Consider the following 25,889-nt stretch of genomic DNA (forward strand, 5'->3'; position numbering starts at 1 on the left):
GCCGCAGCCTCCGCAAAAACGCCGTGGTACGGCGTATTTCAATTAAATTTCAATTAATTAATACAGCACGACGGAGCGGATCGATTCACCGCTCTTCATCAAGTCGAAACCTTGATTAATATCATCGAGCTTCAGCCTGTGTGTGATCAAATCATCGATATTGAGCTTGCCTTCCATATACCAGTCGACGATCTTCGGCACGTCCGTGCGTCCCCGCGCGCCGCCGAAGGCGGAACCTTTCCACACGCGTCCTGTCACAAGCTGGAATGGACGGGTGGAAATTTCCTGGCCGGCCGCCGCCACGCCGATGATGATGGATTGGCCCCAGCCCTTGTGGCAGCACTCGAGCGACTGGCGCATGGTGGTGGTGTTGCCGATGCATTCGAATGAATAGTCGGCGCCGCCGTCCGTCAGCTGCACGATAGTGTCGACAACGTTTTCCACCTCGTTGGCGTTGACGAAATGCGTCATGCCGAACTTGCGCGCGATGGCCTGGCGCGCCGGGTTGATGTCCACGCCGATGATCTTGTCGGCGCCAACCATTTTCGCCGCCTGGATCACGTTCAAGCCGATGCCGCCCAGGCCGAACACGACCACATTGGCGCCCGCTTCCACCTTGGCCGTAAACAACACGGCGCCCACGCCCGTCGTCACGCCGCAGCCGATGTAGCAGACTTTGTCGAATGGCGCATCTTCGCGGATCTTCGCCAGGGCGATTTCCGGCACGACGATATAGTTCGAGAAGGTGGATGTGCCCATGTAATGGAAGATGGGCTTGCCGTCGATGGAAAAGCGCGAAGTCGCGTCCGGCATCAGGCCGCGGCCCTGGGTCGAGCGGATCGACTGGCACAGGTTGGTTTTTTGCGACAGACAGAATTTGCACTGGCGGCATTCCGGCGTGTACAGGGGGATGACGTGGTCATCCTTCTTCAGGCTTTTCACGCCCGGGCCCACGTCGACGACGATGCCGGCGCCTTCATGGCCGAGGATCGACGGGAAGATGCCTTCCGGATCGGCGCCCGACAGGGTGTAGTAATCGGTATGGCAAATGCCGGTGGCCTTGATCTCGACCAGTACTTCGCCCTCGCGCGGGCCGGCCAGGTCGACTTCTTCGATCGTCAGCGGAGCGCCCGCCTTCCATGCAATCGCTGCTTTGGTTTTCATGTGTGTCCTGTCTATGGTTGAACCAGGCGCGCCAGCGCGCCGTATCGCCACATCATAACAAGGCAGGCGCCGACGTGCCACGCCGGCGCCGGTGCAACGCTTACTTGGTTTTCGCCCGGTTCAAAAAGGCGCCGTGCAGGCCGTTCAGGGTTTCTTCGGCCAGCAGCAGCTGGCTGGCGATTTCATTGATCTTGCGGCGGCTGGAACGGGCGTGGTCGCGCAGCACTTCGAACGCCGTGTTGCGGTCCGTCTGGAACTTGCCCATCAGCAAACCGACAGCCAGGCTGGTTTCGCGGCCGGCGGCCAGCGCCGCATTCAGGTTCAGTTCGGTGCGCCGGAGCTGGCGGATTTCATCGGCGCGCGCCAGACCCGCTTCAAACGCGGGCATCAAGCGGCCTTCGTCGACGGGTTTGACGACATAGCCGACGGCGCCATAGGCGGCCGCCTGCTTGCCCGATTCGCTGTCGCCGCTGCCGGACAGGAACATGAACGGCACGGCCGTTTCGCCATGCAGGCGCTTGGCCAGCTCCAGGCCGGACATGCCCGGCATATGGATGTCGAGCAAGGCCAGGTCGGGCTCGCGCTGGGCAATCAGCTGCAGCGCCACTTCGGCCGAATGGGCCAGGGCCGTCTCGTAGCCGGCATGGCGCAGGACTTCGCCGAGGAATTCCAACAGGAGTTGGTCATCGTCAACGATCAGGATAAGGCGTTTCGCGGCGGCTGGCTGACTCATGGGCAAAGGGACCTCGGTAATGAATGATGCTCTTATTATATGCCGATTATCCGCCCAAACCAGCCCTGCACCCGCATGCTCATGCCGCAAACAAGTGATTGAATTGCTGCACCGCAATATTCACATCGTCCGCCTGGTATTCTTTGCCAAAGACGCTGCTGATGGCCGCCACCATGTCGGCGCCGCGCGCCACCAGCGGCGCCGCGTTCTCCGGCGTCATGCCGCCGATCACCACGCAGGGCAAGGCGATCTCGCGCTTGGCCTGCACCACGATATCCAATGGTGTTGTGACCGGATACTTTTTCACCAGCGAGGGATAGAAGCCGCCGAAGGCCACATAGCTGGCGCCACCCGCCTGCGCCGTCCTTGCCAGGGCCATGTCGCCATAGCACGAGGCGCCGACGAGCTTGTCCTTGCCCAGGCGCGCGCGCACCTGCGCGACGGACGCATCCGTGCCGCCCACGTGCACGCCGTCCGCGTCGAGCTCTTCGCACAGCTCGATAAAATCGTTGATGATGAAAGGCACGCCATACTTGCGGGCCAGGACCAGCAAGGCGCCCGCCTGCTCGCGCCGCTGTTCCGCCTCGGCGCTCTTGTGGCGGTATTGCAGCAGGGCCACGCCACCGTGCAAAGCCTGTTCCGTGATATCGAGCAGGCGGTCGGTGTCATCCCAGTTCGGGGTAACCAGATACAGTCCACGCATGATGTTTTCCTTATTGAATGAATCGTTGCGGCATCAGCTGGCCTGGCGCAACCGCATACGCGCCGGCCAGGGCCGCATGGCAATAGCTTTGCGCGCCATCCAGCGCTTCGGGCAATGCCTGGCCCAGTGCCAGGCGCGCCGCGATGGCGGACGCCAGGGTACAGCCGCTGCCGTGGAATTCGCCGGGCAGGCGCGGCCAGCGCCACTCGCGCGCCCTGTCCTCGCCATCGTGCCAGCGGTTGACGATCACCTCGCCTTCGCCATGGCCGCCCGTCACCAGCACGTTCTTGCAGCCTTGCGCGCGCAGGTTTTGCTCGCCGCCCAGGGCCGCCGCTTCCGGCCCGTTCGGTACGATGACGGTAGTCACCGGCAGCAAGGGCGCCAGCGCCAGCACGGCGTCGTCCCGGCTGAGCACGTCGCCATGGCCGCTGGCCAGCACGGGATCGAGCACGACAGGCAAATCCGGCCAGACCAGCCGCAATTGCGCGATCAGTTGCGCAATGACGGCCGCATTCGCGGCGCTGCCGGGAATGCCGATCTTCACGGCATCGATGGCGATCTTGTCGATCAGCGCCTGCGCTTGTCGGCGCAGCAATTCCGGGGCCACAGGCTCGACAGCAAACACGCGGTCGTTGTCCTGCACCGTCAGCGCCGTGATGACAGGCAAGGCATGCGCGCCCTGCGCGGCAATCGCCACGATATCGGCGGCGATGCCGGCGCCGCCGGACGGATCGGCGCCGGCAAACACCAGCACCGTCGGCCGGCTCCACGGCTTCACGCCAGGCGGCCCGCCATCGGCGACGATGGCGAAGCGGCAAATTTGCGCGGCATGCGTCCCGCCAGGAATGCTTCGCGCCCGGCCCGCACGGCCAGCTTCATGGCATGCGCCATGCGCACGGGGTCGCGCGCGCCGGCGATGGCAGTATTCATCAGCACGCCATCGCAGCCAAGTTCCATGGCAATGGCCGCATCCGACGCCGTGCCCACGCCTGCGTCCACCAGCACGGGTACTTTCGCCTGATCGATGATCAGCGACAAGTTCCACGGATTCAGGATGCCCATGCCCGAGCCGATCAGCGACGCCAGCGGCATGACGGCCACGCAGCCGATGTCCTCCAGAATCTTCGCCTGGATGGGGTCGTCGCTGCAGTAGACCATCACGTCGAAGCCATCCTTGACCAGCGCTTCTGCCGCGACCAGGGTTTCCGGCATGTGCGGAAACAAGGTTTTTTCGTCGCCCAGCACTTCCAGCTTCACCAGATTGCGCCCGCCCAGGAGCTCGCGCGCCAGTTGCAGGGTGTAGACGGCATCTTTTGCGTTGTAGCAGCCGGCCGTGTTCGGCAAAATCGTGTACTGGTCCGGTGGCACGAAATCGAGCAGGCTGGGCGCGTTCGGGTCCTGGCCAATGTTGACCCTGCGGATCGCCACCGTGATGATCTGCGCTTCCGCCGCATCCGTCGCTTCGCGCGTCTGCGGCAAATCCTTGTACTTGCCGCTGCCCACCAGCAGGCGCGATGGGTACTGTTTTCCCGCAATGGTCAGCAGGTCGTTGTTTGTTGCGGTGTTCATGTGTTCTTCCTTCTCTATTCTCAACTTAACCGCCGCCGATGGCGCGTACTATTTCCACTTGATCTTGCGTCTGCAAGACCTGCCCTGGCCACGCCTTGCGCGGCACGACGTTGCGGTTGACGGCCAGCGCCAGCGCCTGGTTTTCCAGCGACAGGGCGGCGATCAATTGATCGAGGGTTTGCCCCGGCGGCACCTGGTGCGGTGCGCCGTTGAGCGTGATGGATATCAATGCAGGCATCACGCTCTCCTTCAGACCTTGCGGTACAGCTCGGCGCCGTTCTTGATGAATTCGATGGCCTTGATTTCCATGCCCTGCTTGAGCGCCTTGTCTTCCGCGATACCCATGCCGGCCGCGTATTCGCGCACCTCCTGCGTGATCTTCATCGAGCAGAAATGGGGGCCGCACATGGAGCAGAAATGCGCCACCTTGGCCGAATCCTTGGGCAGGGTTTCATCGTGGAATTCGCGCGCCTTGTCCGGGTCCAGGCCGATGTTGAACTGGTCGTCCCAGCGGAATTCGAAGCGGGCTTTCGACAGCGCGTTGTCGCGGATTTGCGCGCCCGGATGGCCCTTGGCCAGGTCGGCCGCATGCGCCGCGATCTTGTACGTGATGATGCCATCCTTGACGTCCGCCTTGTTGGGCAGGCCCAGGTGTTCCTTCGGCGTCACATAGCACAGCATGGCCGTGCCATACCAGCCGATCATGGCCGCGCCGATGCCCGAGGTGATGTGGTCATAGCCGGGCGCGATATCCGTCGTCAACGGCCCCAGGGTGTAGAACGGCGCTTCGCCGCACTGCTCCAGCTGCAAGTCCATGTTTTCCTTGATGAGCTGCATCGGTACGTGGCCCGGACCTTCGATCATCACTTGCACGTCGTGCTTCCACGCAACCTGCGTCAGTTCGCCCAGGGTTTTCAGTTCGCCCAGCTGCGCCTCGTCGTTGGCGTCGTAGATGGAACCGGGACGCAAGCCGTCGCCCAGCGAGAACGACACGTCATACGCCTTCATGATTTCGCAGATCTCTTCGAAATGCGTGTACAGGAATGATTCCTGATGGTGCGCCAGACACCATTTCGCCATGATGGAGCCGCCGCGCGAGACGATGCCCGTCAAGCGCTTGGCCGTCATCGGCACATAGCGCAGCAGCACGCCCGCATGGATGGTGAAGTAGTCGACGCCCTGCTCGGCCTGCTCGATCAGGGTGTCGCGGAAAATTTCCCACGTCAGATCTTCGGCCTTGCCATTGACCTTTTCCAGCGCCTGGTAGATGGGCACGGTACCGATGGGGACGGGGCTGTTGCGCACGATCCATTCGCGCGTCTCGTGGATATGTTTACCTGTGGACAGGTCCATCACATTGTCGCCACCCCAGCGGATGGCCCAGGTCATCTTTTCCACTTCCTCGCCGATGGAAGACGTCACGGCGGAATTGCCGATATTCGCATTGATCTTCACGAGGAAATTGCGGCCGATAATCATCGGTTCGACTTCCGGGTGGTTGATGTTGGCCGGAATGATGGCGCGGCCGCGGGCGATTTCCTCGCGCACGAATTCCGGCGTGATTTCCGCCGGGATGCTGGCGCCGAACGACTGGCCAGGATGCTGGCGGCCCATCAGGTCGGCCAGGCGTTCGCCCATGGGGCCGGAAGCTTTCAGCTCGCGCAAATATTCCTGCCGGCGCATGTTTTCGCGGATGGCAACGAATTCCATTTCCGGCGTGATGATGCCTTGGCGCGCGTAATGCATTTGCGTCACGTTCTTGCCGGCAATGGCGCGGCGCGGCTTGCGGTGCAAGTTGAAACGCAGCTCGGCCAGTTTCGGGTCCGCCAGGCGGGCGATGCCGTAATCGGAGGTCGGACCGGGCAATTCTTCCGTGTCGGCGCGCTCCATGATCCATGGCAGGCGCGGCGTATCCAGGCCCGAGCGGATGTCGATCTGCACGTCCGGGTCCGTGTAGGGGCCGGAGGTGTCGTAGACGTAGATCGGCGGATTCTTTTCGCCGCCGAATGACGCTTCCGTATCGGACTGGCTGATCTCGCGCATCGGCACGCGGATGTCGGGGCGGCTGCCTTGCACGTAAATCTTGCGCGAATTGGGCAGCGGCGCGATGGCGGCTTCGTCGACCGTGGCGGTGGCGGAGAGGAATTTCGGGTTGGCGTTCATTTTGGCTCCTTGGCTAGACTATTTTTAAGCCTGGAGCCAGCTAAGGAGGTTCGGCTGCGCGCACGCGGAAAAGCGGGGTGCGTTCATCCTAAAGCTTCCCTTCGCTGGCATTATCCAGATCAGGTTCGGAGGGTATTTCTCACCCGCGCTTGCACCGTGTTTCCACAGCGAAAGGCAGGACCCCTAGCGTTTGCCGCCTTGCGGCAGCGAGCCAATTATACGCGGTTCACGCCGCGTGGCCAGATGATTTCTTGCAGGTGTCGTCTTTGCGCATCTGCTGCATTGCAACAGACGCCATCGCGCTTATTTCTTCTTGCCCCAGCGCCAGCTGGTCGGTTCGCCCTTCAGCTGGCAGATGAAAATGAGCACGGCAACGATGGCCACTTCATAGACGATGTAGCCGACCAGCATGGTTTGCGGCGGAAACAGGAAGGCGCCGCAGGCGAACAGCGCCAGCGCGGCCAGGAACACCAGCCAGCCTTGCCAGGTGATGGGCAAGCCCCAGCCCCAGCCATAGGTCTTGGCGGGGAACCAATAGGAGGGAGATTTGTCAGCCATGATGCTTTCCTTGTGGATGTGGATGGCACCAAGTATAAATCAGGCGATGCGCAAGCGCTCCGTGACATCGAGGCCGATGCCGCGGTAGCCGATGAAGCGGCTGCCATTGTCGAACATCGGTTCGCCGCTCACTTGCAGGTACTGCGTGCTGCCGTCGAGGTTGGCGCGGCTGTAGATGAAATCAAGGAACGGTTCGCGTGCGGCAATTTTTGCGTCGAGCAGCGCGCGTTCGGTGGCGTTCCAGCGCTGTGGCTCTTCCTCGCTGCCAATGCCCAGCATTTCGGCCACGGGGCCGGAAAAGCGCGTCAGATTGCCTTGCGCATCCTGTTCCCAGTACCAGTCGGACGACAGTTCCGTGAAGCGCTGGAAGCGCGCTTCGCTTTCGCGCAGCTCCGCCGTGCGCGCTTCCACCATCTGTTCCAGCGACTTGTTGTATTCGGCCAGCTTCTGGTACAGCAAGCGCACTTCCAGCATGTTGTGGATGCGCGTTTTCACTTCCACCAGGTCGAAGGGCTTGCTGACGAAATCCTTGGCGCCCGCTTGCAGCGCGCGCAGCTTGTGGCCGGGCTGGGCCGTGATCACCAGCACGGGCAGATAGCTGCCCGCTTCGATGTCGCGCAAGCCTTCCATCACCTCGAAGCCATCCATTTCCGGCATCTGCAAGTCGAGCAGGATCAGGTCGTAACGGTGCTGCTGGTGCAGCGCATGCACGGCTTGCGGATCCATGGTGGAGGTGATGCGCGTATAGCCGGCATTGCGCAGCACCTGTTCCAGCAGCATGACGTTGGCCTCCTGGTCATCAACGATGAGGATGCTGGCGTTCAGGATCTCGGTGGCTTGAAGCATGGCGGTATTCCTAAAATTAAGTGCTGAATTAGCGTACTGCGTGAGTGTCGTCGGCCAGGCCGTGCGCGGCCGCATGGTGCAGGGCCACGTCGAGCGCATCCATGAACTCGACGACCTTGATCGGCTTGGTCAAATAGCGGAAGAAACCCGCTTCCAGGCCTTTCTCGATGTCGCGCGGCACGGCGTTGGCCGACAGGGCCATCACGGGAATGTGGCTGGTGAGCGGGTCGTCGTGCAGGATATGCAGTGCGCCGAAGCCGCTGATGCCGGGCAGGTTGATATCCATCAAGATCACGTCCGGCTGATACGTGCGCGCCAGGTCGATGCCCAAGTGCGCATCGATGGCTGTGAGCAACTTCAAATCGCTGCGGCGGGCGATCAGTTGCTCCACCAGCGCCAGGTTGGCGGGATTGTCTTCCACGTACAGCAAGGTGCGCTGGCTTTCCTGCGGCACCTGCACCTGCGGCAGCGCGTCGCCGTCGCCCAGCACCAATGCCGGCGCGCTGCTCGAAGCGAGCTCGAACCAGAACGTGGTGCCCACGCCCACCGTGCTGTCGACGCCGATGGTGCCGCCCATCAATTCGATCAATTGCTTGGTGACGACGAGACCGATGCCCGTGCCCTCTTCCGTGCTGTTTTCCTGTCCCAGGCGGTTGAAGGGCTGGAACAACTGTGCCACCTGGCCCGCATCGAGGCCGACGCCACTGTCGCGCACGCTGACCCGCACCTTGGCGCCGCGCTGGCTGCAATCGACGGTAACGGTGCCGCCGCCCTGGTTGTACTTGATGGCGTTCGACAGCAGGTTGACCATCACCTGTTTCACGCGCGTGCGGTCCGCATGCACATAGAATGCCTGGCCGCAGCGGGGGAAGTGCATGCGGATGCCGCGCTTTTCCGCCTGCGGCGCGATCATCGCCTGGCAATCCTGCAGTACGTCGAGCAGGGACATGGCTTCCTGCGACAAGGTGACCTTGCCCGATTCGATCATGGCCAGGTCGAGGATCTCGTTAATCAGGCGTAACAGATACCAGCCGCCCTTGAGGATTTGTTCGATCGAGCGCTGCTGCGGCGGGCTCGGCGGCGGCACGTCGGACGCCATCAGCTGCGCAAAGCCCAGCACGGCATTCAGGGGCGTGCGCAATTCGTGGCTCATGCTCGACAGGAATTCGGACTTGGCGCGGTTGGCCTTTTCCGCCACCAGGCGCGCCTTCTTCAACTCCGCATTGTTGGTCTCTACCAGCGAGCGCGTATACGCCTGCTGTTCGCGCAGGCGCTGGTCCAGCAGCGCCTGTTCCGCCTCGACCTGCTTGCGTGCCGTATTGTCCGTGCCGATCAGCAAGTAACCGATGACCTTGTTCTGCACGTCGCGCAAGGCCGTCACGGAGACGATGGCCGGGAAACGGCTGCCATCCTTGCGGATGTAGGTCAGTTCATAAATGTCTTCGATGCCGCGCGTGGCCTTGAACACGAGCGCTTCCACGCCGGGCGTGATGACCCTGTCGAGTTCGGCACTGAGGGCGGCCGCGCGCGCGACGATTTCTTGCGCATCGGAAATGCCGGCCGGCGTCAGCTTGTCCACCACGTCGCTCGCTTCATAGCCCAGCATGCGTTCGGCGCCCACGTTGAAGATCTGGATCACGCCCTGCGCATCGGTGGCGATGCACGAGAAATTGGCGCTGTTGAAAATCGCATCCTGCAAGGCGCCCGCCTTGAGCAGCTGGCGCGGCAGGCTGGCCGCCAAGGTGCGCCGGTACAGCGCGACAAGCAGCATCAGCAGCAAGAAGACCAGCGCGTCGATGACGCATGCCGTCTCGAACGGCGCGCGCCAGGCCAGCAGGCCGATGGCCAGCAGCACGATGGCGCTGAACGAAAACGCCAGCGCCATGGGCCAGCGCGACGGTGCGCGCGGGGGAATATTTTCAACAGATTGCATGGGCTAGCCTGAGCTGTAACAACGATAAAAAAAAGATGCGGTGTTCAGTGCGCCTGGCGCTGGCGCACATCCGACAACAGGCGCGTGAATTCCTTTTTGACCACGCCATAGCATTCGCACACATGGCCTTCGAGGCCGGCACGGTCCAGCACGGAGATATGGCCGCGCCGGTAACTGATGAAGCCGCGCGCCTGCAGACGCCCGGCCGCCTCCGTCACGCCTTCGCGGCGTACGCCCAGCATGTTGGCAATCAACTCCTGCGTCATCGTCAGCTCGCGGTTCGGCAGGCGGTCCATGGTCAGCAGCAGCCAGCGGCACAGCTGCTGCTCCACCGTATGGTGGCGGTTGCAGACGGCCGTTTGCGACATTTGCGTGATCAGCGCTTGCGTATAGCGCAGCAGCAAGCGCATGACGGGACCGGCGCGGTCGAACTCTTCCATCAGCAAATGCGCCTTCAGCCGGTAGCCGACGCCGCCCGTCTGCACGACGGCGCGGCTCGGCGTCGAATTGCCGCCCATGAACAGCGACACGCCCACGACGCCTTCATTGCCGACGCCGGCAATTTCCGACGAGCCGCCGTTTTCCAGCAGGTAGTGAATGGAAACGATGGCCGTGGTGGGGAAATACACATGCTGCAGCTTGTCGCCCGAATCGTAGATCACGTCACCGAGCAACATGGATACTTGCTCCAGGTGGGGGGCCAGGCGCGCGAAATCGGCGTCGAGCATGGCGGCGAGCAAATGGTTTTGATTCGGGTTGTGTAGCTGGGCATGCAGACTCGACATGGGCAGGTTTCCTGTTTTCCAGTCGTCAGCTAGGGGATAGTTGAAAGGCGTCCGAACGAGGGGCGCCATGTAGTGCAGCGTAACACAGCGCTTGCACAGTGACCCGACTATATTTCTTGTCGGCATGCCCGTCCGTTCGGTAGCGAACGGACGACATTTCGCCGCCCGCCCTACAGTCAGTCACTGCCCGGCCTGCCTGATCATGGATCGGCACCGGCGCTGCCACGGGGCCACCATGCAATCATTCTTCAAGCGCATCTCCATTTCTGTTTCTACCTCGGCCCTGCTCACCCTGGCGTTCGGGCTGTGTTTGACGGCACTGTGCTACGCCTCGGCACGCCAGATCGAGTCGGAAAGCACCCGGCTGCTGCTGCAGTACCACGCCAGCGGGCACACCTTGGGCGCCGCCCTGCTGCCGGCCAAAGGCATGGGCCTGGACGCCAGCCATCGCGGCTCGCTGTATGTACTGCTCGGTGGTGTGCTGTCGAGCCTGCTGGCGGCCGCGTATGTGTATCAGCTGGTGTCGCGCAATTCCGTGATTGCCCGCATCACGGGCGAGCGCACGGCGGCGCTGCAGTTTGCCAATTTGCGCCTGTCCGAAGACATCGCCGCGCGCATGCACAATGAAAAGTCGCTGCGGCTGCGCGAACGCATCATCGAAGTGTCGGCCAATGCCATCATCCTGTGCAGCGCCGACGCACCGGGCTACCTGATCGAATACGTCAACCCCGCCTTCGAGCGCATCACCGGCTATACGGCCGGCGAAGTCATCGGCCAGCGCCTGGAAGACTTGCAAGGTCCCGAGCAGGGGCGGCAAGACATGCACGCCATTACGGCGGCCCTGCGCGAACAGCGCGAAGGCAAGGCCATCGTGCGCAATTTCCGCAAGGATGGCAGCAGCTACTGGAGCGAGCTGTTCGTCGCGCCCGTGCGCGACGATGGCGATGGCGCGCTCAGTCACTTTGTCGTGGCGCAATACGACATCAGCACCGTCATGCGTTTCGAACAGGAAATGGAATTTCAGGCCAGGCACGATATCCTGACGGGCCTGGCCAACCGGGCACTGCTGCGCGAACGGCTGGAGCAGGCGATGGCCGTGACGCGGCGCAGCGGCCTTCCCCTGTGGGTGGTTTTCATCGACCTCGACCGCTTTAAATTCGTCAACGATACCCTGGGCCATGATGCAGGCGACCTGGTGCTGAAAAGCGTGGCCGAACGCCTGCGCGACGCCACGCGCGAAGTCGACACGGTGGCACGCCTGGGCGGCGACGAATTCGTGCTGCTGCTGCCCCAGCATGGCAATGGCGAACCGGGCGCGACCATTCTGCAGCGCATCCAGGACGCCGTGGCGCAGCCGCTGCAACTGGGCGAATATGAATTTTTTCTCAGCTGCTGCATGGGCGTGGCCGTGTATCCCGACGATGGCGACGATGCCGACACCCTGATCAAGCACGCCGACATTGCCATGTACCGCGCCAAGGAACAGGGACGGGGCCACTGGCAATTCTATGCCTCGGGCATGAATGCGGGCACCCTGGAGCGCCTGGGGCTGGAGAGCGAGTTGCGCCACGCCCTGGAACGCGGGCAATTCCACCTCGAATACCAGCCCCAGCTGGACCTGGCCAGCGGCGCCGTGGTGGGCATGGAAGCGCTGCTGCGCTGGCAACATCCGCAACTGGGACGTATTCCACCTGCCAGCTTCATCGGCCTGGCCGAGGAAATGGGCTTGATCACCCCCATTGGCGACTGGGTGCTGCGCACGGCGTGCGCCCAGACGCGTGCCTGGCAACTGGCCGGCCATGGCCCGCTACGCCTGGCCGTCAATCTGTCGGCGCGACAATTCAAGCAAAGGAATCTGCTGCACGCGGTGGCGCAGGCACTGGCCGAGACAGGCCTCGATGCGGCCCATCTGGAACTGGAATTGACGGAAAGCATGGTCATGCATAACGTGGAGCAAGCCACGGCCATCATGGCCAACCTGAAGGCGCTGGGCGTGCAATTGTCCATCGACGACTTCGGCACCGGCTATTCCAGCCTGGCCTACCTACGCCACTTCCCTATCGACGTGCTGAAAATCGACAAAACCTTCGTCAGCGACATCACGCACAGCGACGACGACGCCGCCATCGTGCGCGCCATCATTTCGCTGGCGCACAGCTTGCGCCTGAAAGTCATCGCCGAAGGTGTGGAAACGGAACAGCAGCTGGCCTTCCTGCGCCAGCAAGGCTGCGACCAGATGCAGGGCTATTTGTTCAGCCGCCCCCTGGCCGCCCCCGCCTTCGAAGCGCTGCTGCACGAAGGCAGCATGCTGCCCGCCTAGCGTGACGGTTTAAAACGCGTGGCGCAGGCCGACGTTGAAGGCGCGGTTGCCGCTGCCCACTTCGGTGGCATTGCCCACCATGTAGGCCGCATCGTTGCGGTTACGGATGTGCGCGTAGGCAACATACACCTTGCTGCGCTTGGACAAGGCATACATGGCGCCGATGGCCAGCTGCTGCGCATCGCGGTTGGCAGCATCGCGGTCATCCTTGCGCACATACGAGGCCAGCAGGGTAGTCGCGCCGAGCGGCACGGACACGCCGACGATGGCGTCGCGGCTGTCGGTGGACTGGGCCGGCGCCTGCGCCGCGCCGTACGGATTTTCCGCAAAGAACATGCTGCTGCCATCGCCCGTATTGCGGCCATAGCCGGCAAATGCCGTGGCCACGCCGAAGTTGTAGTTACCTGCCAATATCGTGTTGTTCACGTCGGCCTTGCCCGGCTCGCCGGCACGGCTCTGGCGCGCCAGGCGCAAGGTCAATGGACCGTTGACATAGCCGAGGGCCAGGCCCAGCGAACGCTGGTCCGCCGCAATCCCCGTGTGTTCGCCAAAGCCGACCATGACCGTGGCCGTGACGCCGCGCAGCTCGGGCGAGGTATAGCGCACGGTATTGTCGATGCGCGTGGCCGAATAGCCGGCCAGGTTGGTCGACGCGCCCGCCATGCCGCCCTCGAATGGATCGGCGACGTCGGTCAGCGCCTGGCTCTGCAGGTTGTACTGGCGACCCACGGTCAACATGCCCAGCGGACTGTCGAGGCCGACAAACGCCTGGCGGCCAAACAACTGGCCTGCCTGGTCCGAGCGGCCCGTGTCGCTCAGGACGCCCGCTTCCAGCGTGAACACGGCTTGCAAGCCGTTACCCAGGGATTCCGTGCCGCGCAAGCCCAGACGCGAACCGGCCGACACGCCGCTGGTGAGCTTGCTGACGCCGCCTTCCTGCACCAGACCCGCATCCATCAAGCCATACACGTTGACGGAGGACTGGGCATGGGCGGCAGGCAAGGCGCCCAGGGTGGCGATGGTCGAAACGAGGCCGACACTGATCGAGAGTTTTTTCATGCTGGTTTCCTTATGCAGGCAAAACCGGGAAAGCGCGCGGCCATGGCATAGCCACAGCGGCCAGGCGCTGTGGAACATGCCGTATCGAAAGACGACGGGCCAGATAACAACATTCCTGGCTAAGCTGTGGCGGCAGCGGCGTGCAATGACGAGCCGCCTTGATTCCGCCGTGAATGGTGCACCGCTGGCGGTGCGCGTGGCTCAGGCGCCCAGCCCGCAGGGGACGCTCTAAAAGTGGCTGGCATCGCAGATGCGCTGGCCGGGTGACGCGGACGAGAGTTGGAGTGAAACTTTGATACAACTGCGCCCGCTGGCGCCGTCCGCAAAGATAGGGCAGGAGGCGCCAAGGCCGGCATTATAACATCGGCAGCGCTTTTATCCCCGTTCTGTTGCCCGTCAACGGCCCGCAAAGCCGCCAAAACACTGAAAAAGGCGGCTTGCCACGCTGCAGGCGATGCCGCGTCATCTATAATGGTTCCTTTTGCCAATCACACGCCAAATCATGGAATTAGCCAAGTCTTTCGAGCCCGCCGACATTGAACAATTCTGGCGCACCGAGTGGGAGCAGCGCGGTTACTTCACCGCCACCCTCGATGCGGGAAAACCTTCCTTCAGCATCCAGTTGCCGCCGCCGAACGTCACCGGCACCCTGCACATGGGCCATGCGTTCAACCAGACCATCATGGATGGCCTGACCCGCTACCACCGCATGCTGGGCCACAACACGGCCTGGATACCCGGCACCGACCACGCGGGCATCGCCACGCAGATCGTCGTGCAACGCCAGCTGGACGCGCAAAAGATTTCGCGCCATGACCTGGGCCGCGAGAAATTCGTGGAAAAAGTGTGGGAATGGAAAGAAAAATCCGGTTCCATCATCACTGGCCAGATGCGCCGCCTGGGCGCCTCGGCCGACTGGCAGCGCGAATACTTCACGATGGACGAACCGCGCTCGAAAGTCGTCACCGACGTCTTCGTGCGCCTGTTCGAGCAAGGCCTGATCTACCGCGGCAAGCGCCTCGTCAACTGGGACCCCGTGCTGGGCACGGCTGTGTCCGACCTGGAAGTGGTGTCCGAGGAAGAAGACGGTTCCATGTGGTACATCAAGTACCCGCTGGCCGACGGCAGCGGTTTCCTGACGGTGGCCACGACCCGTCCTGAAACCATGCTGGGCGACGTGGCCGTGGCCGTCGATCCGACGGACGAGCGCTACACGGCGCTGGTGGGCAAGATGCTGAAACTGCCGCTGACGGGCCGCGAAATCCCCATCATCGCCGACGAATACGTCGACAAGGAATTCGGCACCGGCTGCGTGAAGATCACCCCGGCGCACGATATGAACGATTACGCCGTGGGCCAACGCCACAAGCTGGCGCAGATCGTCATCCTGACCCTGGACGCAAAGATCACCGACGACGCGCCGGCAGCCTACCGCGGCATGGACCGCTTCGCCGCGCGCAAGCAGATCGTCGCCGACCTCGACGCGCAAGGCTTGCTGGAACAAGTCAAGCCGCACAAGCTGATGGTGCCGCGCGGCGACCGCACGGGCGTCGTCATCGAGCCGATGCTGACGGACCAGTGGTTCGTCGCCATGAGCAAGCCGGCCCCGGAAGGCACCTTCTTCCCAGGCAAATCGATCGCGGAAACGGCGCTGGACAAGGTCGCCAGCGGCGAAATCAAGTTCGTGCCGGAAAACTGGAGCACCACCTACAACCAGTGGCTCAACAACATCCAGGACTGGTGCATCTCGCGCCAGCTGTGGTGGGGCCATCAAATCCCGGCGTGGTACGACGATGCCGGCAATATCTTCGTTGCCAAGACGGAAGCGGAAGCCATCGCCAAGGCGCAGGCGGCCGGCAGCACGGGCCCCTTGAAGCGCGACGACGACGTGCTCGACACGTGGTTCTCGTCCGCGCTCGTACCGTTCTCGACCATGGGTTGGCCGGAAGAAACGCCGGACATGAAGGCTTTCCTGCCATCGTCCGTGCTGGTGACGGGTTTCGACATCATCTTCTTCTGGGTCGCGCGCATGGTCATGATGACGGCGCACTTCACGGGCAAGGTACCGTTTGAAACCGTCTACGTGCACGGCCTCGTGCGCGATTCGACGGGACAGAAGATGTCCAAGTCGAAGGGCAACACCCTGGACCCGATCGACTTGATCGACGGCATCGACCTGGAAGGCTTGATCGTCAAGCGCACCACGGGTTTGATGAACCCGCGCGACGCGGAAAAGATCACCAAGGCAACGCGCAAGGAATTCCCGGAAGGCATTTCCGCCTACGGCACGGACGCCGTGCGCTTCACCATGGCCAGCTATGCATCGCTGGGCCGCAACATCAATTTCGACCTGGGCCGCTGCGAAGGCTACCGCAACTTCTGCAACAAGATGTGGAACGCCACCCGTTTCGTCATGATGAATACGGAAGGCAAGGACTGCACACCGAATGACGCCGACCTGTCGCAAGCGGACAAGTGGATCATCTCGCTGCTGCAAAAAGCGGAACTGGACGTGGCCAAGGGCTTTGAAGACTTCCGTTTCGACAATATCGCCGCCACCATCTACAAATTCGTCTGGGACGAGTATTGCGACTGGTACCTGGAAGTCGCGAAAGTCCAAGTGCAACAGGGCACGGAAGGCCAGCAGCGCGCCACCCGCCACACCCTGCTGCGCGTACTGGAAGTGGTGCTGCGCCTGGCCCATCCGATCATCCCCTTCGTCACGGAAGCTTTGTGGCAGACGGTGGCGCCATTGGCCGGCAAGACGCTCAAGGCCGAAGGTGATTCGATCATGATGCAGCCGTATCCGATCGCCAACACCGACAAGATCGATGAAAGTGCCGAAGCGTGGATGCAGCAGCTGAAAGCCTTGACGGACGCAACGCGCAACCTGCGCGGCGAAATGCAGATCTCGCCGTCCGTGCGCGTGCCGCTGATCGTCGAAGCGGGCAATGCCACGGAAAAAGCCGCGCTGGCATCGTACGCACCGTACATCCAGTCGCTGGGCAAGCTGGCCGAAGTGCAGATCGTCGATGCGCTGCCGGACTCGCCAGCGGCCGTCGCCATCGTCGGCACCACCAAGCTGATGCTGAAAGTGGAAATCGACGTGGCCGCCGAACGCGAGCGCCTGGGCAAGGAAATCGCCCGCATCGAAGCGGAAATTGCCAAGGTCAACAGCAAGTTGGGCAATGAAAGCTTTGTTGCGCGCGCCCCTGCCGCCATCGTTGCGCAAGAAAACGAGCGTTTGCTCAGTTTTTCGGCGACAATTGAAAAACTGCGCGAACAGTTTGCTAAACTAGCCAGCGCATAAGGCAAGTTTGGAAGGATTGCGCGGCGTCATCTCCTGACGCCGCGCAGCACTGCTGGTCTTGCCTTGGTATCTATACTGTTTCGTAACAGATCAAAAAAACCACAGGAGACTAGCGATGCATAAACTATTCAAAGCAAGCGTACTGGTGGCCGCCCTGGCCATCGCCGGCAGCGCCACCGCGCGCGACGGCAACTACACCCCCGTCGGCACGTGGAAAACCATCGATGACGCCAGCGGCAAGCCGAAATCCCGCGTTGTCATCACGGAAAACAATGGCGTCTTGCAAGGCAAGATCGAAAAGCTGTTCCGTGGCCCGAATGAAGATCAAAATCCCAAGTGCGACAAGTGCACGGGCGCCAACAAGGACCAGCCCATCATCGGCCTGGTGATCCTGTCCGGCCTGAAATATGACGGCAAGGAATGGACAGGCGGCGAAATCACGGACCCGGCCAGCGGCAAGGTCTACAAGAGCAAGGCAGAACTGACGGAAGGCGGCACCAAGCTGCAAGTGCGCGGCTATGTCGGCGTGCCGATGTTTGGGCGCTCGCAAACGTGGGTGCGCGAAGAGTAAGCAACCGCCCCGCCCTGTCGAAGCCGGCCCTGCGCCGGCTTTTTTGTGCCTGCGTTCCGCACACGGCCGTTGTTTTTCAGGCCGAATCGTTCCCTTTTGAACCCATTCCCCGTCAAAGACAAGCTAAGCGCGCCAGCGCACATACCTTCAGTTTCCTAAATGAAATAGTGCATGCCTGTGACGCCATCGCCCTGTAGCGAAAGGCGGCATGGCTCTGCCGGATGACCTCATCCGCGGATGCCCGGCAATGACTGCCATGCACAAAGGAATTATATGAATCTCTTCAAGCGATATCTGAACCCGCTGCTCGTCTCGGCAGGTCTGCTGGCCATGGCCGCCCTGGCCGGCTGTGGCGGCGGCGACCAGGGACGCGATCCCATCCTCGGCTTGCCGGCTGCCACCTTGTCCAGCCTGGCCGTCACGCCAGCCACGGCCACGGTCGCCATCGGCGCGGGCCAGCAATTCACGGCCATCGCCACGTATAGCGACGGCTCCTCGCAAGACGTCAGCGCCAAGTCGGCCTGGACGTCGGCCACGCCAGCCAGTGCGACAGTCAATGGCGCCACAGGCTTGAGCACCGGCATCGCTGCCGGCGGCAGCAGCATCAGCGCCGCGTTCGGCGGCAAGAGCGCGGCGGCCCAGCTGACCGTCTCGCCGGCCACCTTGACGGCGATCGCCATCACGCCGCTCGCGCCATCCATCGCCATCGCCGCAACACAGCAATTCACGGTGAGCGGCAGCTTCAGCGACGGCGCCACGCGCGACGTCACGGCCGTGTCGACCTTTGCTTCGGCCAGCCCTACCACGGCCAGCATCGCCGCTGGCGGCTTGGCGCTGGGTAAGGTTGCCGGCACGACACAGATCACGGCTACCACGGGCACCTTGACAGCCAGCACCGTGCTGACCGTCACGCCAGCGACCCTGCTGGCTATCGCCGTCACGCCACAAAACCCCGTCATCCCGGCCGCCGCGACGCGCCAGCTGGCCGTCCTTGCCACGTATTCGGATGGCAGCAGCGTGGACGTCACGACCGGCAGCACCTTCGTTTCAGTCACGCCCGCCTCGGCCACCGTCGCCAGCGGCGGCCTCGTCACCGGCGTTGCCTTTGGTACCAGCGTCATGAATGCCAGCTTCAACGGCAAGACGGCCAGCACCACCGTGACCGTACCTGCCCTCACCCTGGTCAGCATCGCCGTCACGCCAGCCACGGCCAGCATCGCTGTTGGTGCCCAACAGCAATTCATTGCCACCGCAACGTATTCGGACAGCTCGAACGCCATCGTCACCAACAGCGCCGCCTGGACGTCGGGCACCGTTGCCAACGCCAGTGTACTGAACACAGGCGTCGCCACCGGCATCGCCGCCGGTACCAGCAGCATCACGGCCACGGCCGGCGGCCAGTCGGGCAGCGCATTGCTGACGGTCACGGCCGTCGCCATCCCGCCCGTCCTCAATCCGATCGTCCTGGGCCGCGCGGCGCCGTTCGGCGTACTGGCCGGCACCTCGATCACGAACAACTCGGGCGGCACCACCCTGATCACGGGCGACGTCGGTGCGCCTTCGCAGACCACCGATCCGACCCAGGCGGCCGGCTTTACCAACTACAAGTCGGGCGCCATCCTGGCCGGCGCCATGACGGATTTGCAAGCGGCGATCACGGACGGCAATAGCCGGACTTGCGACGTCACCTTTGCCGGCGGCATCGACCTCGGTGGCCAGACCTTCGGCCCCGGCGTGTATTGCTATGCCGGTGCCATCAGCATTACCGGTACGCTGACACTGAACGGTCCCGGCGTGTACATCTTCCGCACGGCGCTGACCCTGGACTCGACCGTCAATTCGGTAGTTGCCCTGAATAACGGCGCCACGGCCGACAACGTCAGCTGGCTGCCTGTCGGCCCGACCACCCTGGCCGCGAACAGCGTCTTCAAGGGCAATATCCTGGGCCAGTCGGCTGCCATCACGGTGGGCGACAACACGACCCTGCTCAATGGCCGCGTGCTGACGGCTGCCGCCGTTACCCTGCGCAACAACCAGATCACCAAATAATCGGGACATGACGATGACTATCGCACACACACTGGGCGCCCTGAGACTCATGGCCGGCGCCTTGCTGGCGGCGCAATCGGCGCAGGCGCAGGACAACACTTTCATCAACCCGGACTGGGCCAACAGCGCCTGGTACATCGGCGCGGGCGTGGGCCAGTCGCGCGCCACCATCGACGAACCGCGCCTGCGCGCCAGCCTGGCCGCCAACGGCGAAACCGTCACCGGCTTCAGCAAGGACCAGCGCGACACCGGCTATAAGCTGTTTGTCGGCCGCCAACTGAACCAGTATGTCGCCGTGGAAGCGGGCTACTTTGACCTGGGCAAGTTCGATTTCAAGTCGACCACCAGCGGCAACGGCGTGCTCAACGGACAAGCGGCGTTTCGCGGCGTGAACCTGGACCTGCTGGGCCAGCTGCCGCTGTCGCAGCGCCTGTCGTTGCTGGGCCGTGTCGGCATGCACTACACCAAGACCAACACGGAGTTCAGCGGTAACCGCCTGCTGGGTTCGACCAATACCCATGCCAGCGAGCGCAAACTCAATGCCAAGCTGGGCCTCGGCCTGGAATACAAGTTCAGCGAAGCGCTGGCCCTGCGCGGCGAAGTCGAGCGTTATCGCCTGAACGATGCCGTCGGCAACCGCGGCGATGCGGACCTGTATTCCGTCAGCCTCGTGTATAAACTGGGCCGCCCGGCCAGCGCCACGCCCGCCTACCAGCCGGCGCCCGAAGTCGCCCCTGTCGTCGCCATGCCGGCACCTGTCATCGTGGCCGCACCGGCGCCTGTCCCCGTAGCGGAAAAAGTGTCGTTTGCCTCCGAAGCGCTGTTTGATTTCGATCAATCGACACTCAAGCCGCAAGGCAAGGCGGCACTGGACCAGCTGCTCGGTCAATTGACGGGCATGGATCTGGAAGTCATCGTCACGGTCGGCCATACGGATGCCGTCGGTTCCGACGCCTACAACCAGAAACTGTCGCAGCGCCGCGCCGAAGCCGTCAAGGCCTATCTGGTGGCGCAAGGCGTGGAAACGAGCCGCGTCTATACGGAAGGCAAGGGAGAAACGCAACCGGTGGCCGACAACACGAGTGCCGCCGGCCGCGCCAAGAACCGCCGCGTGACGGTGGAAGTGGTAGGCACGCGCAAAGTTGCACGCTAAGTTGCATGCACATAAAAAAACCGGCTGACGCCGGTTTTTTTTCGTCCACGTTTTTTTCGTCCACCGCTTACTACGCCGGGGCCGGCTTGCGGTGGTGCTTGCTCAGATGCCGGTCCAGGCTATTGGCAAACTGTTGCCGGTCGGACTGACTAAAGGCGGCCGGACCGCCCGTGTCGACGCCGCCGCTGCGCAACTCTTCCATGAAAGCGCGCATCGTCAGTTGCTGGGCGATATTGTCCTTCGTGTAAAACTCGCCGCGCGGGTTCAGCGCAAAACCGCCCTTGCTCAGCACGTCGGCGGCCAGCGGGATGTCGCCCGTGATGACGAGGTCGCCGGGATTCAACAGGCGCACGATTTCCTGGTCAGCCACGTCCGCGCCGGACGGCACTTGCACGGTGCGGATAAAACGCGAGGGCGGCACGCGCAAGCCCTGGTTGGCGACCAGGGTGAGCGGCAATTCCAGGCGGTCGGCCACGCGATACAAGATTTCCTTGATGACGACGGGACAGGCATCGGCGTCGATCCATATCTGCATGCCCGGCGTGGTCTGCTGGCTGCCTTCCGCCATCACAGTTCCCACGCTTCGCCGCCCGGACCCATGCGCGGGGCGCTGACGCCAAAGTGCAGGTAGGCGGCCGGCGTGGCGACACGGCCACGGGGCGTGCGCTGCAGGAAACCTTGCTGTATCAGATACGGTTCCAGCACATCTTCGATGGTATCGGCAGCTTCGCCGATGGCCGCAGCCAGGTTCCCGATGCCGACGGGGCCGCCGCCGAACTTGAACAGCACGGCTTCGAGCAGCTTGCGGTCCATCACATCAAAGCCGGCGGAATCGACGTCGAGCATGGCCAGCGCGCGGTCAGCCACCACCTTGGTGATCTCGCCATTGCTTTTGACTTCCGCGAAATCGCGCACGCGGCGCAGCAGGCGGTTGGCGATGCGGGGCGTGCCGCGCGCGCGCTGGGCGATCTCGTGCGCGCCTTCCGGGTCGATCGGCGCTTTCAGCAAGGCCGCGCTGCGCGTAACGATCTTCGTCAATTCGCCCGTGTTATAAAACTCCAGGCGCGCGACGATGCCGAAGCGGTCGCGCAGCGGATTGGTCAGCATACCGGCGCGCGTAGTGGCGCCCACCAATGTAAACGGTTGCAGATCGAGCTTTACGGAACGGGCGGCCGGGCCTTCGCCGATCATGATATCGATCTGATAATCCTCAAGCGCCGGATACAAAATCTCTTCCACGACGGGCGACAGCCGGTGGATTTCATCGATGAACAGGACGTCGTTCGCTTCCAGGTTGGTCAGGATCGCGGCCAGGTCGCCCGGGCGCTCCAGCACGGGGCCGGAGGTCTGGCGCAAATTGACGCCCATTTCGCGCGCGATGATGTGCGCCAGGGTCGTCTTGCCCAGGCCCGGCGGGCCGAACAGCAGGGTGTGGTCGAGCGCTTCCTTGCGCTGGCGCGCGGCCGTGATGAAGATTTCCAGCTGGTCGCGGATCTTTTCCTGCCCCACATACTCGTCGAGCTGCTTGGGGCGCAAGGCCCGTTCGATGGCCTCTTCGTTGTGCGAAATGGGCGCCGCGTCGATGATGCGCTGTTCCGTGAAGCTGTCGGTCTGGATGCTCATGCGTTATCAGCCTTTCGACAGCGCTTTCAGCGCCAGTTTGATGCCTTCCGACACGCCGCTGCCAGCCGGCACGTTTTTCACGGCGGCCAGCGCTTCCTTGTCCGAATAGCCGAGCGCCACCAGTGCGTTCAAAATGTCCGATTGGGCGTCCGGCGCCGCATGCGCGCCCAGCGGGCCAAGATCGGCACCGATCTTGCCCTTCAATTCCAGCAGCAGGCGCTCGGCCGTTTTCTTGCCGATGCCCGGCACTTTCACGAGGCGCCCGGAATCCTGCAGGGTGATGGCTTGCGCCAGGTCGGCGATCGTCATGCCCGAGAGGATCGACAAGGCCATGCGCGCGCCCACGCCCGTGATCTTGATCAACTGGCGGAACACGGCACGCTCGGCCGCATTGCCGAAACCAAACAGCAAATGCGCATCTTCGCGGATGGCCTGGTGCGTGAACAGCACGACTTTTTCGCCCACGTGGGGCAGGTTGTAAAACGTGCTCATCGGCACGTCGACTTCATAGCCGACGCCCTGGCAATCGACCAGCAATTGTGGTGGATTCTTTTCAAGCAAAATACCGGAGAGACGGCCTATCATCGCGTGTTCCTAATGTTGTGTATATATATGAGGGCCATGCAGCTATCCCACTAAACGGCCGCGCTTCATGCGCAGCCCCTGCAGCTGGGGCGCCAGCGCGCCGAGCATGGCCAGCGCATCGATGCTGTTGGCGTGGCAAATGGCCACGCCCAGGGCATCGGCCGCATCCGTGCCGGGCAAGCCGGGCAAGGACAGCAGCCGCGACACCATTTCCTGCACCTGCTCCTTGGCCGCCTTGCCGTGGCCCGTAACGGCCTGTTTCACTTGCAGCGCCGTGTACTCGGCCACCGACAGGTCGGCATGGACCAGCGCGCAAATGGCCGCGCCGCGCGCCTGGCCCAGCAGCAAGGTCGATTGGGGATTGACGTTGACAAACACTTTCTCGATGGCCGCGCAATCGGGCTGGTAGGTGCCGACGATTTCGCTCACGCCCTGCAGGATGACCTTCAGGCGCGGCGGCAATTCCCCTTCGGAACCTGTCTTGACGGTACCCGACGCGATATAGCGCAGCTTGTTGCCGTGTTTTTCAATGACCCCAAAGCCGGTCGTGCGCAGGCCAGGATCGATGCCAAGAATAATCATCGCCAGATTCTATAATGAATACGGCAGGCACCGGTGAATAACCGGTGCCTGCCGTTTAACCACCTTCAAAGAAGGTGGGATAAACCGTAGCGAGCGGCGATGCGGCGTGGCCGAGAAGCGCAACTGTGCTGTAGCACAGTGAGCATCGCAGGCCGCGCCCCGCGCCGCGCAGTAGGTTTAGACCGCCTTCTTAATGACGGAAGTGACGCGTGCCCGTGTAAAGCATCACGACGCCGCGCTCGTCCGCCGCATCGATCACTTCCTGGTCGCGCATGGAGCCGCCCGGGTGGATGACGCAGGTGGCGCCCGCGTCGACGACAACGTCGAGGCCGTCGCGGAACGGGAAGAAGGCGTCCGACGCCACGACGGAACCCGTCAGCGACAGGCCGGCGTTGTGCGCCTTGATGGAAGCGATGCGGGCCGAGTCGATACGGCTCATCTGGCCAGCGCCCACGCCCAGGGTCATGTTATTGCCGCAGAAGACGATGGCGTTCGACTTGACGAATTTCGCCACTTTCCAGGCGAACATCAGGTCGGCCAGTTGCTGCGGCGTAGGCTGCAGCTTGCTGACCACGCGCAAGTCGCCGATACCGACGTTTTTTGCGTCCGGCGATTGCACCAGCAAGCCGCCACCGACGCGCTTGAAGTCCATGGCGTGCACGCCGCTGCCCAGCGGGATTTCCAGCATGCGCACGTTTTGCTTGCTCGACAGAATCTGTTTCGCTTCTGCGGAGAACGACGGGGCGATCAGCACTTCGACGAACAGCTTGGCGATTTCGCCGGCCGTGGCGCCATCCAGTTCGGTATTAAACGCGATGATGCCGCCGAATGCCGAGGTCGGGTCCGTCTGCAGGGCGCGCGCATACGCTTCCGCCGCATTTTTGCCCAGGGCGACGCCGCATGGATTCGCGTGCTTGACGATGACGCAGGCGGCGCTTTGCTCGAAACCGCCCATGCTCTTCACACATTCCCAGGCAGCATCGGCGTCGGCGATGTTGTTATACGACAATTCCTTGCCTTGCAGCTGGCGGTAGTTGGCCAGCGCGCCATCGGTGGCGACCAGGTCGCGGTAGAAGGCGGCGCTCTGGTGCGGGTTTTCACCGTAGCGCATGTCTTGCACTTTTTCAAAGGCAACGTTCAAGATTTGCGGATAGGCGCCGCGCTCGGCGTGCACTTTCGTCGGACCCAGGCTGGTCAGGTAGTTGGTGATGGCGCCATCGTATTGCGCCGTGTGCGCAAAGACTTTTTTCGCCAGCATGAATTTGGTGTCGTAGCTGACGTCGCCTGCCTTGCCGTCGGCCGCACGCATTTCCGCCAGCACCACGTCATAGTCGGTCGGGTCGCAGATGACAACCACGTCCTTGTGGTTCTTGGCTGCCGAACGTAGCATGGTCGGGCCACCGATATCGATATTTTCGATCGCATCTTCCAGGGTGCAATCGGCCTTGGCGACCGTGCCCTGGAACGGGTACAGGTTGACCACCACCATGTCGATGGTCGGCATGTCGTGCTCGACCAGTTTCGACATGTGCTCAGGGAAATCGCGGCGCGCCAGGATACCGCCGTGCACTTTCGGGTGCAGGGTCTTCACACGGCCATCGAGCATCTCCGGGAAACCCGTGTAATCGGCAACTTCCGTGACGGGAACACCGTTGTCAGCCAGCAATTTGGCAGTGCCGCCGGTGGACAGGAGGTTAACGCCGAGGGCGGACAGGGCGCGGGCGAATTCGAGAACGCCGGTCTTGTCGGAAACGGAGAGGAGAGCTTGTTTGATCATGGCTGTGGCTAGGTGGTTAAGTGTTCTTGGCGAATGGCGCAGGCCCGGTGCCGGGCTGCGGCGGATTCAAATCTTGGCGTCACTTGCATGCCGGCATTACAGCAAACCGTGCTCCTGCAATTTCTTGCGCAGGGTATTGCGGTTGATGCCCAGCATCTGCGCGGCGTGCGACTGATTGCCATCGGCGCGTGTCATCACGACTTCCAGGATGGGCTTTTCCACGGTCAGCACGACCATGTCATAGATATTCGATGCTTGCTGTTCGCCCAGGTCATTGAAGTAATCTTCTAGACTTTTCTGTACGACTTCCTGAATGCTTTCTTTGCTCATTTTTATGCTTCAACCGGCTGAACACCTGGCAATCCGGCGCCGCGCCGCCCATGCGGTCCGCGTGCTGCCCCCTTGC

23 protein-coding genes and 1 riboswitch are annotated in these 25,889 nt (G+C 62.7%); of the genes, 5 read left to right on the forward strand and 18 right to left on the reverse strand.

What is annotated here, in order from left to right:
* Positions 1–57: 57 nt before the first annotated feature.
* The 11 genes from CSQ91_RS26185 to CSQ91_RS26235 all read right to left on the reverse strand — a co-directional run bounded on the left by CSQ91_RS26185 (position 58) and on the right by CSQ91_RS26235 (position 10,454).
* Positions 58–1,164, reverse strand: a complete 1,107-nt coding sequence (locus CSQ91_RS26185) for an S-(hydroxymethyl)glutathione dehydrogenase/class III alcohol dehydrogenase (protein WP_034749160.1) — start codon at positions 1,162–1,164, stop codon at positions 58–60.
* A 100-nt stretch (positions 1,165–1,264) separates the two neighbouring features.
* A complete protein-coding gene (locus tag CSQ91_RS26190; protein ID WP_034749164.1) occupies positions 1,265–1,897 on the reverse strand; it encodes an ANTAR domain-containing response regulator in 633 nt (210 codons plus the stop codon).
* Positions 1,898–1,976: 79 nt separating this feature from the next.
* Positions 1,977–2,600, reverse strand: a complete 624-nt coding sequence (gene thiE, locus CSQ91_RS26195) for a thiamine phosphate synthase (protein ID WP_099390044.1) — start codon at positions 2,598–2,600, stop codon at positions 1,977–1,979.
* A 10-nt stretch (positions 2,601–2,610) separates the two neighbouring features.
* Positions 2,611–3,378, reverse strand: a complete 768-nt coding sequence (gene thiD / locus CSQ91_RS26200; RefSeq protein WP_257217484.1) for a bifunctional hydroxymethylpyrimidine kinase/phosphomethylpyrimidine kinase — start codon at positions 3,376–3,378, stop codon at positions 2,611–2,613.
* A complete protein-coding gene (locus CSQ91_RS26205; protein WP_099390046.1) occupies positions 3,375–4,169 on the reverse strand; it encodes a thiazole synthase in 795 nt (264 codons plus the stop codon). Before CSQ91_RS26205 ends, thiD begins: the two co-directional genes overlap by 4 nt.
* A gap of 25 nt (positions 4,170–4,194) precedes the next feature.
* Entirely contained in the window at positions 4,195–4,398 is a 204-nt protein-coding gene (gene thiS / locus CSQ91_RS26210) for a sulfur carrier protein ThiS (RefSeq protein ID WP_070222852.1), read from the reverse strand.
* 20 nt (positions 4,399–4,418) lie between these two features.
* Positions 4,419–6,332 (reverse strand): phosphomethylpyrimidine synthase ThiC, encoded by a 1,914-nt coding sequence (gene thiC, locus CSQ91_RS26215; RefSeq protein WP_034784795.1) that lies wholly within the window; start codon positions 6,330–6,332, stop codon positions 4,419–4,421.
* A 79-nt stretch (positions 6,333–6,411) separates the two neighbouring features.
* A riboswitch (TPP riboswitch) is annotated at positions 6,412–6,527 on the reverse strand.
* A 108-nt stretch (positions 6,528–6,635) separates the two neighbouring features.
* Positions 6,636–6,890: a hypothetical protein gene (locus tag CSQ91_RS26220; RefSeq protein WP_034784794.1), complete on the reverse strand. Its 255-nt coding sequence runs from the start codon at positions 6,888–6,890 to the stop codon at positions 6,636–6,638.
* Positions 6,891–6,929: 39 nt separating this feature from the next.
* On the reverse strand, positions 6,930–7,736 hold the full coding sequence (locus CSQ91_RS26225; RefSeq protein ID WP_034784792.1) for a response regulator: 807 nt from the start codon (positions 7,734–7,736) through the stop codon (positions 6,930–6,932).
* Positions 7,737–7,764: 28 nt separating this feature from the next.
* Positions 7,765–9,669, reverse strand: coding sequence for a PAS domain-containing hybrid sensor histidine kinase/response regulator (locus CSQ91_RS26230; RefSeq protein WP_240317681.1), 1,905 nt, complete (start codon positions 9,667–9,669; stop codon positions 7,765–7,767).
* 44 nt (positions 9,670–9,713) lie between these two features.
* The gene (locus CSQ91_RS26235; protein ID WP_034784790.1) at positions 9,714–10,454 is read right to left on the reverse strand and encodes a Crp/Fnr family transcriptional regulator; all 741 of its coding nucleotides are present in this window, start codon (positions 10,452–10,454) and stop codon (positions 9,714–9,716) included.
* A gap of 235 nt (positions 10,455–10,689) precedes the next feature.
* Here CSQ91_RS26235 and CSQ91_RS26240 point away from each other — a divergent pair, with 235 nt between their 5' ends.
* Complete coding sequence (locus CSQ91_RS26240) at positions 10,690–12,774, forward strand: putative bifunctional diguanylate cyclase/phosphodiesterase (protein ID WP_257217485.1); 2,085 nt, start codon at positions 10,690–10,692, stop codon at positions 12,772–12,774.
* A gap of 9 nt (positions 12,775–12,783) precedes the next feature.
* Here the strand turns inward: CSQ91_RS26240 and CSQ91_RS26245 are convergent, their stop codons facing one another.
* A complete protein-coding gene (locus tag CSQ91_RS26245) occupies positions 12,784–13,833 on the reverse strand; it encodes a porin (protein WP_070278374.1) in 1,050 nt (349 codons plus the stop codon).
* A gap of 502 nt (positions 13,834–14,335) precedes the next feature.
* Between CSQ91_RS26245 and CSQ91_RS26250 the strand changes: the two genes are divergently transcribed.
* The 4 genes from CSQ91_RS26250 (at position 14,336) to CSQ91_RS26265 (ending at position 20,916) form a co-directional block, all read left to right on the forward strand.
* On the forward strand, positions 14,336–17,143 hold the full coding sequence (locus tag CSQ91_RS26250) for a valine--tRNA ligase (RefSeq protein ID WP_099390048.1): 2,808 nt from the start codon (positions 14,336–14,338) through the stop codon (positions 17,141–17,143).
* A 115-nt stretch (positions 17,144–17,258) separates the two neighbouring features.
* Positions 17,259–17,714 (forward strand): DUF2147 domain-containing protein, encoded by a 456-nt coding sequence (locus CSQ91_RS26255; RefSeq protein ID WP_099390049.1) that lies wholly within the window; start codon positions 17,259–17,261, stop codon positions 17,712–17,714.
* A 273-nt stretch (positions 17,715–17,987) separates the two neighbouring features.
* Positions 17,988–19,763, forward strand: coding sequence for an ice-binding family protein (locus CSQ91_RS26260; protein ID WP_225317182.1), 1,776 nt, complete (start codon positions 17,988–17,990; stop codon positions 19,761–19,763).
* A 13-nt stretch (positions 19,764–19,776) separates the two neighbouring features.
* The gene (locus CSQ91_RS26265; protein WP_099390092.1) at positions 19,777–20,916 is read left to right on the forward strand and encodes an OmpA family protein; all 1,140 of its coding nucleotides are present in this window, start codon (positions 19,777–19,779) and stop codon (positions 20,914–20,916) included.
* 70 nt (positions 20,917–20,986) lie between these two features.
* Here the strand turns inward: CSQ91_RS26265 and CSQ91_RS26270 are convergent, their stop codons facing one another.
* From CSQ91_RS26270 to CSQ91_RS26295, 6 genes are all read right to left on the reverse strand, one after another.
* Positions 20,987–21,451: a YaiI/YqxD family protein gene (locus tag CSQ91_RS26270; protein ID WP_099390093.1), complete on the reverse strand. Its 465-nt coding sequence runs from the start codon at positions 21,449–21,451 to the stop codon at positions 20,987–20,989.
* A gap of 32 nt (positions 21,452–21,483) precedes the next feature.
* Positions 21,484–22,539, reverse strand: coding sequence for a Holliday junction branch migration DNA helicase RuvB (gene ruvB, locus CSQ91_RS26275; RefSeq protein ID WP_034749202.1), 1,056 nt, complete (start codon positions 22,537–22,539; stop codon positions 21,484–21,486).
* Between the two features lie 6 nt (positions 22,540–22,545).
* A complete protein-coding gene (ruvA, locus tag CSQ91_RS26280; protein WP_070278272.1) occupies positions 22,546–23,124 on the reverse strand; it encodes a Holliday junction branch migration protein RuvA in 579 nt (192 codons plus the stop codon).
* Between the two features lie 42 nt (positions 23,125–23,166).
* Positions 23,167–23,706 (reverse strand): crossover junction endodeoxyribonuclease RuvC, encoded by a 540-nt coding sequence (gene ruvC, locus CSQ91_RS26285; protein WP_099390050.1) that lies wholly within the window; start codon positions 23,704–23,706, stop codon positions 23,167–23,169.
* Positions 23,707–23,896: 190 nt separating this feature from the next.
* Positions 23,897–25,483 carry a bifunctional phosphoribosylaminoimidazolecarboxamide formyltransferase/IMP cyclohydrolase gene (purH, locus tag CSQ91_RS26290; protein WP_070253820.1) on the reverse strand — a complete coding sequence of 529 codons (1,587 nt, stop codon included), beginning with the start codon at positions 25,481–25,483 and terminating at the stop codon, positions 23,897–23,899.
* A gap of 96 nt (positions 25,484–25,579) precedes the next feature.
* Positions 25,580–25,813, reverse strand: coding sequence for a helix-turn-helix domain-containing protein (locus CSQ91_RS26295; protein ID WP_008445162.1), 234 nt, complete (start codon positions 25,811–25,813; stop codon positions 25,580–25,582).
* Positions 25,814–25,889 lie beyond the last annotated feature (76 nt).

This window comes from Janthinobacterium sp. BJB301 (assembly GCF_002735685.1).
Taxonomy (GTDB): domain Bacteria; phylum Pseudomonadota; class Gammaproteobacteria; order Burkholderiales; family Burkholderiaceae_D; genus Janthinobacterium; species Janthinobacterium lividum.

What these genes read in the sequence shown, in the direction of transcription:
- CSQ91_RS26185 (WP_034749160.1), bottom strand. Translation starts at nt 1,164, where the DNA reads ATGAAAACCAAAGCAGCGATTGCATGGAAGGCGGGCGCTCCGCTGACG.
- CSQ91_RS26190 (WP_034749164.1), bottom strand. Translation starts at nt 1,897, where the DNA reads ATGAGTCAGCCAGCCGCCGCGAAACGCCTTATCCTGATCGTTGACGAT.
- thiE (WP_099390044.1), bottom strand. Translation starts at nt 2,600, where the DNA reads ATGCGTGGACTGTATCTGGTTACCCCGAACTGGGATGACACCGACCGC.
- CSQ91_RS26205 (WP_099390046.1), bottom strand. Translation starts at nt 4,169, where the DNA reads ATGAACACCGCAACAAACAACGACCTGCTGACCATTGCGGGAAAACAG.
- thiC (WP_034784795.1), bottom strand. Translation starts at nt 6,332, where the DNA reads ATGAACGCCAACCCGAAATTCCTCTCCGCCACCGCCACGGTCGACGAA.
- CSQ91_RS26220 (WP_034784794.1), bottom strand. Translation starts at nt 6,890, where the DNA reads ATGGCTGACAAATCTCCCTCCTATTGGTTCCCCGCCAAGACCTATGGC.
- CSQ91_RS26225 (WP_034784792.1), bottom strand. Translation starts at nt 7,736, where the DNA reads ATGCTTCAAGCCACCGAGATCCTGAACGCCAGCATCCTCATCGTTGAT.
- CSQ91_RS26230 (WP_240317681.1), bottom strand. Translation starts at nt 9,669, where the DNA reads ATGCAATCTGTTGAAAATATTCCCCCGCGCGCACCGTCGCGCTGGCCC.
- CSQ91_RS26235 (WP_034784790.1), bottom strand. Translation starts at nt 10,454, where the DNA reads ATGTCGAGTCTGCATGCCCAGCTACACAACCCGAATCAAAACCATTTG.
- CSQ91_RS26240 (WP_257217485.1), top strand. Translation starts at nt 10,690, where the DNA reads ATGCAATCATTCTTCAAGCGCATCTCCATTTCTGTTTCTACCTCGGCC.
- CSQ91_RS26245 (WP_070278374.1), bottom strand. Translation starts at nt 13,833, where the DNA reads ATGAAAAAACTCTCGATCAGTGTCGGCCTCGTTTCGACCATCGCCACC.
- CSQ91_RS26250 (WP_099390048.1), top strand. Translation starts at nt 14,336, where the DNA reads ATGGAATTAGCCAAGTCTTTCGAGCCCGCCGACATTGAACAATTCTGG.
- CSQ91_RS26255 (WP_099390049.1), top strand. Translation starts at nt 17,259, where the DNA reads ATGCATAAACTATTCAAAGCAAGCGTACTGGTGGCCGCCCTGGCCATC.
- CSQ91_RS26260 (WP_225317182.1), top strand. Translation starts at nt 17,988, where the DNA reads ATGAATCTCTTCAAGCGATATCTGAACCCGCTGCTCGTCTCGGCAGGT.
- CSQ91_RS26265 (WP_099390092.1), top strand. Translation starts at nt 19,777, where the DNA reads ATGACTATCGCACACACACTGGGCGCCCTGAGACTCATGGCCGGCGCC.
- CSQ91_RS26270 (WP_099390093.1), bottom strand. Translation starts at nt 21,451, where the DNA reads ATGCAGATATGGATCGACGCCGATGCCTGTCCCGTCGTCATCAAGGAA.
- ruvB (WP_034749202.1), bottom strand. Translation starts at nt 22,539, where the DNA reads ATGAGCATCCAGACCGACAGCTTCACGGAACAGCGCATCATCGACGCG.
- ruvA (WP_070278272.1), bottom strand. Translation starts at nt 23,124, where the DNA reads ATGATAGGCCGTCTCTCCGGTATTTTGCTTGAAAAGAATCCACCACAA.
- ruvC (WP_099390050.1), bottom strand. Translation starts at nt 23,706, where the DNA reads ATGATTATTCTTGGCATCGATCCTGGCCTGCGCACGACCGGCTTTGGG.
- purH (WP_070253820.1), bottom strand. Translation starts at nt 25,483, where the DNA reads ATGATCAAACAAGCTCTCCTCTCCGTTTCCGACAAGACCGGCGTTCTC.
- CSQ91_RS26295 (WP_008445162.1), bottom strand. Translation starts at nt 25,813, where the DNA reads ATGAGCAAAGAAAGCATTCAGGAAGTCGTACAGAAAAGTCTAGAAGAT.